Source organism: Microbacterium sp. BH-3-3-3, assembly GCF_001792815.1.
GTDB lineage: Bacteria > Actinomycetota > Actinomycetes > Actinomycetales > Microbacteriaceae > Microbacterium.
This window is the reverse complement of record NZ_CP017674.1, coordinates 2,582,505-2,596,905: the sequence shown is the minus strand read 5'-3', so window position 1 is coordinate 2,596,905 and position 14,401 is coordinate 2,582,505. Positions and strand designations below refer to the sequence as shown.

General features: G+C 71.0%; 13 protein-coding genes. 7 read left to right on the top strand and 6 right to left on the bottom strand.

Going from position 1 to position 14,401, the window contains the following annotated elements; all coding sequences use genetic code 11:
• Positions 1-98 precede the first annotated feature (98 nt).
• Together BJP65_RS11880 and BJP65_RS11875 are read left to right on the top strand one after the other, a co-directional pair.
• Positions 99-1,250 (top strand): ROK family transcriptional regulator, encoded by a 1,152-nt coding sequence (locus BJP65_RS11880; protein ID WP_070409282.1) that lies wholly within the window; start codon positions 99-101, stop codon positions 1,248-1,250.
• A 197-nt stretch (positions 1,251-1,447) separates the two neighbouring features.
• Positions 1,448-2,692, top strand: a complete 1,245-nt coding sequence (locus tag BJP65_RS11875) for a D-arabinono-1,4-lactone oxidase (RefSeq protein WP_070409281.1) — start codon at positions 1,448-1,450, stop codon at positions 2,690-2,692.
• Positions 2,693-2,768: 76 nt separating this feature from the next.
• On the opposite strand, the gene BJP65_RS11870 is transcribed toward BJP65_RS11875, so the two are convergent.
• Positions 2,769-3,497, bottom strand: a complete 729-nt coding sequence (locus BJP65_RS11870) for an SDR family oxidoreductase (RefSeq protein WP_070409280.1) — start codon at positions 3,495-3,497, stop codon at positions 2,769-2,771.
• Positions 3,498-3,732: 235 nt separating this feature from the next.
• Here BJP65_RS11870 and BJP65_RS11865 point away from each other — a divergent pair, with 235 nt between their 5' ends.
• The 5 genes from BJP65_RS11865 to BJP65_RS11845 all read left to right on the top strand — a co-directional run bounded on the left by BJP65_RS11865 (position 3,733) and on the right by BJP65_RS11845 (position 9,035).
• Positions 3,733-4,431: a nucleoside/nucleotide kinase family protein gene (locus BJP65_RS11865; RefSeq protein ID WP_235560586.1), complete on the top strand. Its 699-nt coding sequence runs from the start codon at positions 3,733-3,735 to the stop codon at positions 4,429-4,431.
• Positions 4,428-5,204, top strand: coding sequence for an ATP-binding cassette domain-containing protein (locus BJP65_RS11860; RefSeq protein ID WP_055839350.1), 777 nt, complete (start codon positions 4,428-4,430; stop codon positions 5,202-5,204). The genes BJP65_RS11865 and BJP65_RS11860 overlap by 4 nt, the downstream gene beginning before the upstream one ends.
• Positions 5,201-6,283 (top strand): ABC transporter permease, encoded by a 1,083-nt coding sequence (locus BJP65_RS11855; protein WP_055839353.1) that lies wholly within the window; start codon positions 5,201-5,203, stop codon positions 6,281-6,283. The genes BJP65_RS11860 and BJP65_RS11855 overlap by 4 nt, the downstream gene beginning before the upstream one ends.
• A 94-nt stretch (positions 6,284-6,377) precedes the next feature.
• Positions 6,378-7,364, top strand: coding sequence for an ABC transporter substrate-binding protein (locus BJP65_RS11850; protein ID WP_055839355.1), 987 nt, complete (start codon positions 6,378-6,380; stop codon positions 7,362-7,364).
• Between the two features lie 207 nt (positions 7,365-7,571).
• The gene (locus tag BJP65_RS11845) at positions 7,572-9,035 is read left to right on the top strand and encodes a mannitol dehydrogenase family protein (RefSeq protein WP_070409279.1); all 1,464 of its coding nucleotides are present in this window, start codon (positions 7,572-7,574) and stop codon (positions 9,033-9,035) included.
• Here BJP65_RS11845 and BJP65_RS11840 read toward each other — a convergent pair.
• The 5 genes from BJP65_RS11840 to BJP65_RS11820 all read right to left on the bottom strand — a co-directional run bounded on the left by BJP65_RS11840 (position 8,982) and on the right by BJP65_RS11820 (position 14,140).
• Complete coding sequence (locus tag BJP65_RS11840; protein ID WP_070409278.1) at positions 8,982-10,208, bottom strand: alpha/beta fold hydrolase; 1,227 nt, start codon at positions 10,206-10,208, stop codon at positions 8,982-8,984. The two genes, BJP65_RS11845 and BJP65_RS11840, sit on opposite strands and share 54 nt — an antisense overlap.
• The gene (locus BJP65_RS11835) at positions 10,205-11,131 is read right to left on the bottom strand and encodes a hypothetical protein (protein ID WP_055839363.1); all 927 of its coding nucleotides are present in this window, start codon (positions 11,129-11,131) and stop codon (positions 10,205-10,207) included. Before BJP65_RS11835 ends, BJP65_RS11840 begins: the two co-directional genes overlap by 4 nt.
• Positions 11,125-11,586, bottom strand: a complete 462-nt coding sequence (locus BJP65_RS11830; protein WP_055839366.1) for a hypothetical protein — start codon at positions 11,584-11,586, stop codon at positions 11,125-11,127. Before BJP65_RS11830 ends, BJP65_RS11835 begins: the two co-directional genes overlap by 7 nt.
• 22 nt (positions 11,587-11,608) lie before the next feature.
• Entirely contained in the window at positions 11,609-12,163 is a 555-nt protein-coding gene (locus tag BJP65_RS17025; protein WP_199858839.1) for a hypothetical protein, read from the bottom strand.
• A 318-nt stretch (positions 12,164-12,481) separates the two neighbouring features.
• On the bottom strand, positions 12,482-14,140 hold the full coding sequence (locus BJP65_RS11820; RefSeq protein ID WP_070409277.1) for an alpha-amylase family protein: 1,659 nt from the start codon (positions 14,138-14,140) through the stop codon (positions 12,482-12,484).
• Between the last annotated feature and the right edge of the window lie 261 nt (positions 14,141-14,401).

Below are 14,401 nucleotides of genomic sequence, written 5' to 3'. Positions count from 1 at the left end.
CGGGGTGGGAACATCGCTTCTTCACGGCAAGCGGCGCAGGCCCGCACGGGACACCGACGCGCGCGGGCCGAGCGCTCGGCGCATGGCACAGTGGTCGCATGGTCACCGCGGGCACTCGGGGCGACGGCATGCGCCGCGCCAATCTCTCGCTCGTGCTGCGAACCGTGCACCGCGAGGGCCCGCGCTCGCGCGCTGCGCTGACCGAGGCCACGGGACTGAACCGCTCCACGATCGCCGACCTCGTCGGAGAACTGCAGCGCGGGGGGCTCGTGATCGAGCGGGCCTCCGACACTCAGGGTCGCGTGGGCCGCCCCTCGCCGATCGTCGCCCCCGACCCCCGCGTCGTGGCCGTGGCGGCCAACCCCGAGGTCGACGCGCTGGACCTCGCGGCGATCGCCCTCGACGGCACGATCCTCGTGCGCGAACGCCTCGACCAGCGGGCGCTGCTCACCCCCGAACGCACCGCCGAGATCATCGCCGAGCGGCTGGCGGCCTGGCGTCGCGGCCCCCTCGCCGACGCCCGGATCACCGGGGTGGGGGTCGCCGTGCCGGGACCGGTGCGGGCCTCCGACGGACTCGTGCGCGAAGCCCCGCACCTCGGATGGATCGACGCCCCGCTCTCGCAACTGGTGACGGATGCCACGGCCCTCCCCGCCCACGTCGGCAACGACGCCGCCCTCGGCGCACTCGCCGAGTACCTGTTCGGTGCCGCGCGCGGAGCGCACGACGTCGTCTACCTCAACGGCGGCGCGAGCGGTATCGGCGGCGCCGTGATCGTCGGGGGCACCCCCCTCGGCGGAGCGGGAGGCTACGCGGGAGAATTCGGGCAGAACCGGCCCGGCATCGTCGACATCGCCGACCGGCGGGCGGCCGACGGCGTGCTCGAAGACGAGGTGAGCCGGGCCCACCTGCTCGCCGCCGCGGCGCTCGACGGCGGCGACGATGCCGCCCTCGCACGTGCTCTGGCATCCATTCCCGACGTCTCCGAGGTGGATCGCCAACGGCGCATCCTCGCCACGGCCCTGGCGAACGCCGCCAACGTACTGAACCCGGCCGTGATCGTGCTGGGCGGGTTCCTCGCCGTGCTCGCGGCGCGCGACCTGGCCGGACTCGACGCGGCCGTGCGGGCGCAGACCATCCCCGCGTGCGCCGAGGGTCTACGCCTCGCCGTCGCGGAGCTCGGCGAGGACCGCCTGCTGGTGGGCGCCGCCGAGGCGGTGTTCGAGGCCGCGCTGTTCCCGGCGCGCTGAGCCGGGACGGCTGAGCGCTGAGGCGGCGCGGGGCGGGACGAGCGGAGGGCCAGGGACGAGCGGAGGACCGCAGCGCCCGATCCACCCTCCGCTGGTCCCCGACCCTCCCCTCCGCACCGCCGCCGCACTCGCACGCGCCCCACCCGAATGTCGGTGGTGCGGGGCAGGATAGGGGCATCCACGCGAGGAGAGCACTGATGCAGACACGACCCCCCGGCGCCACCTGGTCGGGCAACCACCGCTACCGTGCCGCCGAGACACTGCTGCCCGGTGACCTCGACGAGCTCGCCGAGGTCCTGACCTCCGCCGACGCGGTGCGCGTGCAGGCGACGCGTCACACGTTCAACGACGTGGGTGACACCGACGGCGTGCTCGTCTCGCTCGAACAGCTGCCCGTGCGCATCGAGATCGACGGCGACCGCGCGCGCGTCGAGGGACTGGTCACCTTCGCCGAGCTCGCCCCGGTGCTCGAGGCCGAGGGTCGCGCCCTGCACAACCTCGGCTCGCTGCCCCACATCTCCGTGGCCGGCGCCACCGCGACGGGCACGCACGGCTCGGGCCTCCGCAACGGCAACCTGTCGAGCGCGGTCCGCGCCGTCGACGTCATGGATGCCGACGGCCAGACGCACCACATCGACCAGACGCACGAGTGGTTCGCCGCCGCGGCGCTCGGCATCGGCGCGTTCGGCGTGATCACCGCCGTCGAGCTGCAGACCGAACCGTCGTACACGGTGACGCAGCAGGCGTACACCGGCGTGGCGTGGGACGACATCGTGGGCGACCCCGAGCGCGTGTTCGGCGGCTCACGCAGCGTCAGCGTCTTCACGACGTGGGGCGACCCCGCGCACGATCTGGTGTGGGCGAAGAGCGACGACGGCGCACCGGACTGGGTGGAGACGCTCGGGGGCCGCCCCGTCGGCGACGACATCCACCTGGGACGCATCCGCACCGTCGACAACACCACTCCGCGCGGCACACCGGGTCCGTGGCACACGCGCCTGCCGCACTTCCGCGCCGACGCCCTGCCGAGCGACGGCGACGAGATCCAATCCGAGTACTTCGTGCCGATGGCCTCGGCCCGCGATGCGCTCGCGGCGGTGCGCGCGATCGCCCCCGCGTTCTCCGCGCAGCTGCTCGTCTCCGAGCTGCGCACCGTCGCCGCCGACGAACTCTGGCTGAGCCCCGCGTATCAGCGCGATGTGATCGCCATCCACTTCACCTGGCGCAACGACACCGACGGGGTCCTCGCGGTGCTCCCGCACATCGAGGCCGCCCTCGCGCCGTTCGACGTGCGCCCGCACTGGGGCAAGGCGTTCACCATGCCCGGCGAGGCCGTGCGGGCGAGCCTCGCCCGGATCGACGATTTCACCGCCGCGGCACATCGGGTCGACCCCCGCGGCGTCTTCCGCAACGACTTCCTGCGGCGGACGCTCGGCCTGTAGCCCGGCGCACCGCCCACCGCACGACAGACCGCGGAACGGCGTCGCCCACCGCGACGCCGCCCCGTGGCATCCGGGATCAGCGGCTCGAGTAGCCGCCGTCGATCGGCAGCGAGACGCCCGAGATCATGCCGGCGCCGTCGCTGAGGAGGAACACGATGGGGGCCGCGATGTCGTCTTCGGTGGCCCACTTGTGCAGGGGCATCGCGTCGAGGAACGGGCCCTCGATGTCGGGGCGCCCCCAGTACCAGGCCGACATCGGCGTCATCACGACGGTCGGGTTGACGCTGTTGACGCGGATGCCGTAGCCGCCCAGCTCGAGGGCGGAGACGCGCGTGATGTTGTCGAGCGCCGCCTTCGACGAGCCGTACGAGATGTGGCCGGTGAGGGCGACGAGGCTCGCCTGGCTCGAGACGTTGACGATGGCGCCCCCCTTGCCGACGCGGATCATCTCGCGCGAGGCGTACTTGGTGACCAACAGCGAGCCGCGGGCGTTGATGCTCATGACCTTGTCGAACACGTCGATGTCGGTCTCCATGGGGGTGGCGATCTCGCCGCCCCATCCGCCGCAATTGACGACGCCGTAGAGGTCGCGTCCCTCGATCGCGGCGCGGATCTCGTCCTCGGATTCGAGGTCGAACACGACGGGCTCGGCGCCGGTCTCTTCGGCGATGGCGGCGACGCTGTCGGCCGTGCGACCGGCGGCGAGCACGGTCGCACCGGCGGCGACGAGGTGGCGGACGGTGGTGCCGCCGATGCCGCCACCGGCGCCGGTGACGAGAATGGTGCGGTCGGAGAATTCGCTCATGGGCGGGGCTCTTTCGGGTTCACGATGTCGGGGGCGACGTCGATGTCGCCGCGGCCCATGATAACCACAGAATCACGCGGATGACTTCGGTGTCATGACGAATTGATCACGGGTGTTGACACCGGTGTCATCGCGGGCTTACCGTAACCGGAGTTCGACCGGCGGCCTCCCGCCGGACCCGCTTCACCGACGCAGCACTCCGATGTGCGGCGTCGCCCGGAAGGACCACACCGCTGTGACCCACACCTCGGATAACGCCGCGACGGCCGCCGCCGTCACCGTGCACCTCGACGACCTCGTCGCCCGTGCCCGGAACCTCGCGGCGACCGGCGAGCGCCGCGTGCTGGGACTGGCGGGCACCCCCGGCGCGGGCAAGTCGACGGTGAGCGACGCGCTGCTCGCCGCCCTCGGATCCGACGCGGTCCTGGTGGGGATGGACGGCTTCCATCTCGCCAACGAGGAGCTCGAGCGCCTCGGTCGCCGCGACCGCAAGGGCGCCCCCGACACGTTCGACGTCGAGGGCTACGTCGCCCTGCTCGATCGCCTCCGCGCAGGCCACGCCGTCTACGCCCCCCGCTTCGACCGCGGCCTCGAGGAGTCCATCGGCTCGGCGGTGCTCGTGCCCGCCGACGTCCCCCTCGTCATCACCGAGGGCAACTACCTGCTGCACGACGACTTCGGGTGGGATGCCGTGGCATCCCGTCTCGACGAAGTCTGGTTCCTCGACATCGAGGCCGACACCCGCCGCGAACGTCTCGTCGCACGCCGCCTGTCCCACGACCATCCCCACGACGACGCCGTCGCCTGGGTCCGCGACGTCGACGAGGCCAACGCTCTCGTCGTCGAGCGCGGGCGCCACCGCGCCGATCTCGTCATCACCGTCTCCGACGCCCCCGCCGGGGGCGTCGGCCACCACGAAGGAGCTGCCTCATGAGCACCACCACGACCGTGCCCGTGCTGCAGGCGCGGGGTCTGTCGCGTCAGTTCGGATCCGTCCGTGCCCTGCACAACGTCGACTTCGAGGTCTACCCCGGAGAGGTCACCGCCCTCATCGGCGACAACGGCGCCGGCAAGTCGACGCTCGTGAAGGCCCTGTCCGGCAACCTCGCCACCGACGAGGGCGAGATCCGCTTCGACGGCACCCCGATCGACATGTCGAACCCCCAGGTCGCCTCGGGCCTCGGAATCGAGACGGTCTACCAGGACCTCGCGCTCGCCCCGCACCTCGACCCGGTGCAGAACATGTACCTCGGCCGCGAACTCCGCCGCCCCGGCCTCGCCGGAGCCCTCGGGTTCATGAAGACCAAGGACATGGCCGTCGCCTCCCGCGCGGCGTTCGACGAACTCGGGGCCACCGTGCGTTCGTTGACGTCGCCCGTCGGTGAGATGTCGGGCGGACAGCGGCAGGCGATCGCGATCGCCCGCGCCGTGCACTGGGCGTCGCGCGTCGTCTTCCTCGACGAACCCACCGCCGCCCTCGGCGTGCGTCAGACGAAGAACGTGCTCGAGACCATTCGGCGCGTCCGCGACAAGGGCATCGCCGTGGTCTTCATCTCGCACTCGATGCCGCACGTCATCGACGTCAGCGACCGCATCCAGGTGCTGCGCCTCGGTACCCGCGTCGCCAACATCAAGGCTGCGGACACCTCCATGGAAGAACTCGTCGGACTCATGACCGGCGCCGTCACGAAGGACGACCAGAAGTGAGCACGCAGACACCTCCCACCGAGACGGTGGCCATCGGCACCTTCGACAACCACAAGACGAACCCGATCAAGGCCGTCCTGCGCACGCAGGCGTTCCAGATCCTGCTGGTGCTGCTGGCCATCATCATCGTCTTCAGCATCCTGGCTCCCGAGTCGTTCGCCCAGTGGTCGAACTTCCGCCTCATCATCCAGAACGCCTCCATCCTCGCCGTGCTCGCGGTCGGCATGACCTACGTCATCATCACCGCCGGCATCGACCTCTCGGTCGGATCGGTGCTCGTGTTCTCGGGAGTCGTCTCGGCGCTCGTGATGCGGGCCCTGGGCGGCGAAGGCTGGGGCGTCGCCACCGTCGGCATCATCGTCTCGATCCTCAGCGGCGTCTGCTGGGGGCTGCTGAACGGTTTCCTCATCGCCAAGGCGAAGATCCCGCCGCTCATCGTCACGCTCGGTTCGCTCGGCATGGCCCTGGGTCTCGCCCAGATCCTCACCGGCGGCGTCGACGTCCGCGACGTGCCCACCGTGCTGACCGTCTCGATCGGGTACGGCAACGTGTTCGGCAGCGTCCCGATCATCAGCGTGATCGCCCTGGTCGTCGTCATCATCGGCGCCATCGTGCTGCACTACACGCGCTTCGGCCTCTACACGCTGGCCGTCGGCTCGAGCGAGATCGCAGCACGCCGGGTCGGCGTGAAGGTCGACGCGCAGCTGATCAAGATCTACACGATCTCGGGCGCCCTGGCCGGGCTCGGCGGCATCCTCTCGCTGTCGCAGTTCTCGACCACCGCCATCGCGGGTCAGACCCAGACCAACCTGAACGTCATCGCCGCCGTCGTGATCGGTGGCACGTCGCTCTTCGGCGGCGTCGGAACGATCATGGGCACGGTCGTGGGTCTGTTCATCCCCGCGGTGCTGCAGAACGGCTTCGTCATCACCGGTGTGCAGCCCTTCTGGCAGCAGGTCGCGGTGGGCGCGGTGCTGATCACCGCCGTCTACGTCGACCAGGTGCGCCGCACCGCCGCCACCCGAGGCAACTCGCAGGGCCTCTGGCGCAAGTTCATCAGCGGAGGTCGGCGCGGCTGAGCCGCGGCGGCACCCCTGCTCCCTTTCCCCTCGAACCCCACCCCACCAAGAAGAACCCGACACAGGACAACCCGAAAAAAGAATGGTGATCACAATGAAGTGGAACAAGAAGGCGACCGCACTGACGGTCTTCGGTATGGCAGCGACGCTCACCCTCGCGGGGTGTTCGGGCGGAGCCGCCTCGGGCGGCGCGTCGGCCGGTGCCGACGGGTACAAGATCGCGTTCGTGCAGGGCGTCGCCGGAGACGAGTTCTACATCTCCATGCAGTGCGGCATCCAGGCCGAGGCCGAGAAGGAGGGCGCCACGGTCACGACCCAGGGCCCCGAGAAGTTCGACCCCACCCTGCAGAAGCCCATCGTCGACGCCGTCGTCGCCTCCCAGCCCGACGCACTGCTCATCGCCCCCACCGACGTGTCCGCGATGCAGGCGCCGATCGCCGCCGCCGAGGCCGCCGGGATCAAGGTCGTCCTGGTCGACACCACGCTCGAGGACCCCTCCGGTGCCGTGTCGCAGATCTCGTCCGACAACGAAGGCGGCGGCGCCGCAGCGTTCGAAGCGATCCAGAAGGCCAACCCGAACGGCGGCAAGGTGCTCGTCGTGTCGACCGACCCCGGTGTCTCCACCACCGACGCCCGCGCCCAGGGCTTCGAAGACGCGGTCGCCAAGGACAGCAAGTTCGAGTCGGTGGGCGTGCAGTACTCGCACAACGAGCCCTCCACCGCCGCCGAGATCGTCACCGCCGCGCTGCAGAAGGACCCCGACATCGTCGGCATCTTCGCCGCGAACCTGTTCGCCGCCGAAGGCTCCGCCACCGGCGTCCAGCAGGCCGGCAAGCAGGGATCGATCACCATCGTCGGCTTCGACGCCGGCCCCGCCCAGGTGAAGGCCCTCGAAGCCGGAACCGTCCAGGCCCTGGTCGCCCAGGAGCCCGCCACCATCGGCTCCGACGGCGTGAAGCAGGCCATCGCCGCGCTGAAGGGCGAGGCGACGGAGGAGAAGATCCAGACCGGCTTCACCATCCTCACCAAGGACAACATCACCACCGACGGCGCCGACGCCGTCTACAAGTCCAGCTGCTGACACCCCGGATGCCGGGACCCCCACATCCGCGTGGGGGTCCCGGCATCCCCCTTCGCGTGAGTCGCCACACTTCGTCGCCTCGGACACCACGCCGGCGACAGATCCTGGCGACTCACGCGCGGCGCGAAGCGCCACCGCCGCGAAAGACCCCTCCCGAGCCCGTCGACGCTCGGGCCCCCTGCCACCGCCGCACCCACGGAGTCCCGCATGACCGATCTCACCGCCGCCGCCCTCCCCTCCCTCGCGGCGAACGTCTCCGTCCCGACGTACGACCGAGCGGCCGTGCGCACGCGGATCGTGCACTTCGGCGTCGGCGGCTTCCACCGCGCGCACGAGGCGATGTACCTCGACCGGCTGCTCGAGGCCGGGCACACCGAGTGGGCCCTCTGCGGCGTCGGCGTGCTGTCGTTCGATGCCGCCATGCGCGATGCGCTGCGCGCGCAGGACACCCTCTACACGCTCGTCACCGAGGCTCCCGACGGCACCTCGACCGCACGCGTGGTCGGCTCGATCGCGCAGTACCTCTTCGCCCCCGACGACCCCGAGGCCGTGGTCGCCAAGCTCGCCGACGCCGACACGGCCATCGTCTCGCTGACCATCACCGAGGGCGGCTACGGCATCGACGACGCGACCGGCGCCTACGCTCCGCGCGACGAGGCCACCCTCGCCGACCTCGAGGGCACCGACGCCCCGCGCAGCGTCATGGGCTTCCTCTCCGAGGGGCTACGCCGCCGACGGGATGCCGGCACCCCGGCCTTCACGGTGATGTCGTGCGACAACATCCAGGGCAACGGCCACGTCGCCCGTGCTGCGCTGCTGGGCTTCGCCGAACGGCTCGACCCCGAGCTCGCCGCCTGGATCGCCGAGAACGTGTCGTTCCCGAACTCCATGGTCGACCGCATCACCCCGGTCACCACCGACGCCACCCGTGACGCGATCGCCGAGGAGTTCGGCATCCGGGACCTCTGGCCCGTGCGCTCGGAGTCGTTCGAGCAGTGGGTGCTCGAGGACTCCTTCTCGTCGGGCCGACCGCCCCTCGACGAGGTCGGGGTGCAGCTGGTCTCCGACGTCGAGCCGTACGAGCTGATGAAGCTGCGGCTGCTGAACGCGTCGCACCAGGCGATGAGCTACCTCGGCATCCTGTCGGGAGCCGAGTACGTGCACGAGGTCTGCACCGACCCGCTGTTCGTGGCGTTCCTGCAGGGGTACATGCACGCCGAGGCCATCCCGACCCTGCGCCCGGTGCCGGGCATCGACCTCGATGCCTACTGCGACCAACTCATCGAACGCTTCGGCAGCGAGGCCATCCGCGACACCCTCGCGCGTCAGGTCGTCGACGGCTCGGACCGTCTGCCCAAGTTCCTGCTGCCGGTCGTGCGCGAGCAACTCGCCGCGGGCGGACGCATCGACCACGCCGCGCTCGTGTTGGCGGGCTGGAGCGTCTTCCTCGAGGGTCGCACCGAAGGGGGCGAGGAGACCCCGGCCGTCGACAGTCGCCTCGACGAGCTTCGGGCGGTCATCGCCGATGACCCCGCAGCCCTGCTCGACTACGCGCCCGTGTTCGGCGACCTCGGCCGGAACGCGCGACTGCGCGAGGCGTACCTGGCGGCGCGGGCCTCACTCGCCGAGCGGGGCGCTCGCAGCGCGATCCAGGTCGTGCTCGACGCCTGAGCGCGGGCTCGAGGCTCCGCCCTCTCCGCGCGCGGCGGCGGCGCGGGCGACCTCGCGTAGGAAGCCGGCGATGGCGTCGTGGAATCGCTCGGGTTGCTGGTTCGCCTCGTTGCAGTGCCCCGAGGAGTCGAACGCCACCAGGGTGGCCTCGGGATGCCGAGTCACGTACGCCGCCGAACCCGCGAACGGCACCACCGGGTCGGCGCGGCCGTGCACGATGAGCGTCGGCAGGGCCGCCCCCGGGCGCGGGCCGTCGACCCAGTTCAGGGCGCGGGCGTCGACGGCCTCGATCAGGCCCAGGGCGCTGGCGCCCGCACGACTGCCGAGCACCCGCAGAGCCGACGCGCCGATCGAGCGGGGCAGGTGCGCGCCGTCGACGGCGCTGCGCACGATGCGGGTCCAATCCAACGCGGGCGCGACGAGCACGAGGCCGGTGATCCGTGCGCGGTGCCGGGACTCTTCGAGCGCGAGCATCGCGATCGTCGCCCCCATCGACCAGGCGACCAGCACGACTTCGCGGGCCCCCCGCTCGACCGCGTAGGCGATGGCGTCGTCGACGTCGCGCCACTCGCGCGTGCCGAGGGTCGAGGGCAGGGCGTCGGCGGGGGCGGCCTCCTCGTCACCGGCGTACGACACCACGAGCGACATCCATCCGGCGTCGTTCGAGGCCGGAGCCGAGCGGAGCGCGCCGTGGCGACTCGAGCGCAGCCCGTGCACGTGGATGGTCCAGCCGCCGTCGGCGTTCTCGGGGTCGCCGATCTCCCACGCCTCGGCGGTTCCGCCTCGGCGCAGCGGAATCGCGACGTGACGCGTGGGGCCGACGTCTTCGGGCGCGCCGATGTTCTGCGAGGTCCATGCCGCTGTGGCGGTGCCATCGCCGAGCCCCGCCGGGCGGGTGAGGATCGAGCGGACCACGCGGTCCCCCTCGACGCGGATGACGTCGCCGACCATCAGGTGCGCTCCGTCGTCGAGGCGCAGTCCGTAGGTGCCGGGCTGTCGACTGTCGTCGGTCGCCGGCACCGACACCGTGTCGCCGACGATCGTGACGGGCTCGAAGACCTTCGCGGCGCGCGGCGCGATCAGACGCCGTGCGACGTAGCCGGCGAGCGCCGTGTGCGCGACGGCGAGCGTGGCCGCGGCCACACCCGCGCCGATGACGAGCGGTCGGATCATGCGCGGACTCCCGGGGTTCGGCGGGTGAGGTGGGCGTCGACGTCGTCGAGCAGCGCGCGCTGCGCGGGCGTCAGGGGCACGGACCGCGCGATCGCGTCGTCTTCGATGGCGACGCGCAGGGCGTACAGCCGCGTGTCGAGCGCCGGGTCGAGGGCGATGCCCGAGAGGTCGGTGGCACCGCGCTCGCGAGCGAGGTTCTCGAGACGCTCGAGCAACGACGCGCCCCGACGCCGGATCGTGGTCGCGGCGCGCGACGCGACGAAGATCCCCGCCACGAACGACACGACGCCCAGGTAGAACAGCGGGTCGAACAGGGCGCTGACCACGGCGTTCGCCGTGAAGAACCGTGTGAGGGTGAGGTCGACGATCTCGCTGAGGCAGCCGAGCACGATGGCGACGGCCCCGAGGCGGAACAGCAGCCGACTCACGGGCAGCGAACCGCGTGCTGAGCGCAGCAGAAGAACGCCCACGAGCGCGATCCCGCCCATGTGCAGCACGCCGTACGCCCACGCTCCGGTCGAGGTCTCGGCCGCGGTCTCGAGGAACAGGAATGACGAGGGGCCCCGATCGGGCACCGCCACGAAGAACACGACCGCGAACAGCGCCCCGAGCAGCAGGGGGAAGCGCCACCGCAGGGTGGGGATGCGCGCGGTCGCCGGGGCCGTTCCCGCCTGGATGCCGAGCCACAGGGCCACCATGGTGAGCACGTTCTGCACGAGCTTGAGGATGTTCGTGCCGCCCAGTGCCCCGTCGAGCACCTCGATCGGGATGACCGTCCCCTGCGTCAGCAGGGCGATCGCGCCGACGAGCGCGGCGAGCCAGGCGATGCGGGCGCGGGGCTGTCGCCAGGCGACGCGCGCACGCCCCACCACGACGAGGACGAGTCCGACCAGCGCCGCATCGATCAGCAGCACGGTCACCACGACAGCTCGGCGACCCGGGGGCTGGTGTACATGAGCTTCGCGATGGCGTGAGCGACGTGCTCGGCCACCAGCTCCGCCTCGACCTCGGGCGTGGTGAGGGCGGGGTTCGCGTGGGGCGACACCGAGGAACGCTCGTGCAGCGCTCCCGTGCAGTGCGCGTCGTCGAGCAGGTGGCCGAGCTCGTGCGACGCGGCGAACTGGCTGTACAGCGGTGCGTCGGCGGCGCGCACGTGGATGGTGCCCTCGCGCCGGTCGGGGAAGTAGGCGAGGAATCCCGTCAGGGTCCCCCACGTGGCGGTGTCGGACTCCGCGACGACGGTGAGACGGATGTCGACGGCCGCTTCGACGGCGCGGACGACCTCGGCGAACGTCATCCCCGGCGCGAGCGCGGCGCGCGCGAGCGCGCGATCGACCCGGGCCTGCACCCGGGCGCGCGTCTCGTCGGCCTGCGTCATCGCCGGTCCCCCTCGCGGTCGATCATGGTGTCGGCGGCCTGCCGCGGAGCGAGTGGGCGATGGCGCGCAGGGCGTCGGGCGACATCTGCCCGAGGGCGCGGAACTGGATGCTCTCGGCCCCCGCCGCGCGCATCGCCTCGCGCAGTTCGAGTTCGGCCTCGGTGCGGTCGGTGAGCGCCTCGTCGGTGTGGTCGGTGAGGTATTCGACGGGCACGTCGGCCCACTGCGTGATCTGCCGCAGCACCTCTTCGTCGACCACGACCGTGTTCGTCGTGGCGTCGAGCAGGCCTCGGGCACCGGCCGCGACCGACGGGTCGGCATCGTCGAGGTGCCCCAGGAGCTCGGTCTCGGTGGCGGCCTGGCTCGAGATGAGTCGGCGCACGCGTTCGCTCACGGCACCGGCGGGAACACGCATCTCGACGCGCGGAGCCGACTCCGGGCTCGCGAGCTCTTCGGGGGCGACGCCCAGGACGGCGGCGAGCGACTCGATGTCGTTGGTGTTGTACGGCAGCGAGAAACCGGCCCTCGACTGGTAATAGCTCTTCGTCATTCCGGCGCGACTGATGAGCTCACCCACGGTGAGCCCTTTCGCCTTCCGCAGGCGATCCACATTCGCCACCACTCGTCGGGAGTACCGAGAGGGTGGTCCGACAGCGCCACGACCCACGTCTTCGATCGTAGACGACCCTCACCCGGGGGGAGGTGATCGTATTTACGCGACGCCGGGAGTGCTATTTACGATCCTCTGTGCTTGGATGAATGCGAGACATCGCGTGCGGCCCCCCGGCTCGTTCCGCCCGCGTGCGTCGGATGACGCGGGGCTGCCGCTTTTCTCGCCTACGGGCGCGGCGGCATTGGGGGACGCCGCGCCCGTTCTCCCCTCTCAGCGTGAAGGTCAGGCGATGCGTCGCTCCCCCGGACGGATGACCCGCCACCAGCTGTGGCCGTAGCCCTCGAGGGCGACCTCGAACCTCCCGTCCTTCAGCGACACGGGACCCTCGGTGTCGCTCAGCAGGTTCACCACGCTCCACCCCTCGGCATCCGCTCCCTCGAGAGTGAGGTGAAAAGTGCGTCCATCGGGGGCGAAGTTGTGCGCGGCGACGACCATGCCGAGTTCGCTCGTCACCGAGTGCGCCAGCACGCAGGCGTGCGGCTGATCCAGGATGCCCAGCTCCCCCCACCCGATCTCGGGCGAAGCGCGGTAGTGGCGCACCAGGTTCTGGACGAACCTCAGCATCGAGTCGGGGTCGTGACGCTGCTGGGCGACGTTGACGTGCTGCGGGCCGAAGCCGCCGGGAACCACCTGCGCGACGAGATCATCGCCGTCGGCGTGCGAGAAGCCCGCGTCTTCGACGCCGGTCCACTGCATGGGCGTGCGAACGGCGGCGCGGCTGCCCTCGATCTCGGGGTTCTCGCCCATGCCGATCTCTTCGCCGTAGTACAGCACGGGCGCACCCGGCAGCGAGAAGATCAGGCTGTAGACCATGCGGATGCGACGAGGGTCGCCCTCGAGCATCGACGGCAGGCGGCGGGTGATGCCGCGGCCGTGGATGCGCTGACCCGCGTTCGGTGCGAACGCCTCGAACACCTCGTCGCGCTCGGCGGCCGTGAGCTGGTCGAGGGTGAGCTCGTCGTGGTTGCGAACGAAGTTGCCCCACTGATTGCCCCGGGCGATGTCGGGCCGCGAGAGCAGCGCATCGCGGAGCGGACCGGCATCCTGACGGGCGAGCGAGAGGAAGAGCCGCTGATTGGCGACGAAGTCGAACTGCATGGTCAGCTCGTCGCCGTCGGCGTCGCCGAAGAAGCGCAGCTGCTCGTCGTAGGGCAGGTTGACCTCGCCGAGCAGCATGGCGTGACCGCTGCGGCGCGAGACGTAGCCGCGGAGCTCGCGCAGGAACTCGTGCTCGGGTCCCTCCTGCCCGTCGATGAGGTGGGGCACGGCGTCCACCCGGAAGCCGTCGATGCCCAGTTCGAGCCAGAAGCCGATGGCCTTCGCGATCTCTTCGCGCACCTCGGGGTGGTCGGTCGCGAGATCGGGCTGGTGCCGGTAGAACGAGTGCTTGTAGTACTGCCCCGCCGTCTCGTCGAAGAACCACACGCCGTCTTCGACGTCGGGGAACATGCTCGCGGGGGCGTCGGCGGGCACGTCATCGCGCCACTGGTAGAAGTGGCGGTACCGGTTGTCGCGGCTGGTCCGCGCCTGCTGGAACCAGGGATGCTGGTCGGAGGTGTGATTCACCACGAGGTCGACGATCACGCGCATTCCCCGGTCGTGCGCGGTCCGCAGCACCTCCACCATGTCGCCCAGCGAGCCGTAGCGGGGGTCGACGCCGTAGTAGTCCTCGATGTCGTACCCGTTGTCGCGCTGTGGCGAGGGGTAGAACGGCGCGAGCCACAGACACGTGACCCCGAGCTCGGCCAAGTGGTCCAGGCGCTGCGCGAGGCCCCGAAGATCTCCGATGCCGTCGTCATCGGCATCCAGGTAGGTCTTGACGTCGAGGTTGTAGAAGACGGCGGTCTTCCACCACAGGTCGCTGGTGTCGGTGAGTCTCATGCCGTCGCCACCCCCGTCGCGGTGTCGGGGTGGCGCGCGGTGGTCGCGGAGGTCGTCATCGGAGCCCTCTTCTCGGGAGCGGTGGCGGCTGGTCCCCTTCGTTCTACCCACGGCACCTGATCATCGGCGGCCTCTTGCCTCGGCCGCGGCGATGTGCGTCGTGCGGTGTCGTGTGGCGGGCGGAGGAGCAGGGACGAACGGAGGACGCACCACCCACGAGGGCCCTCCCCTCGCCCCACGCCCTCCGCCCATCACCGGCCG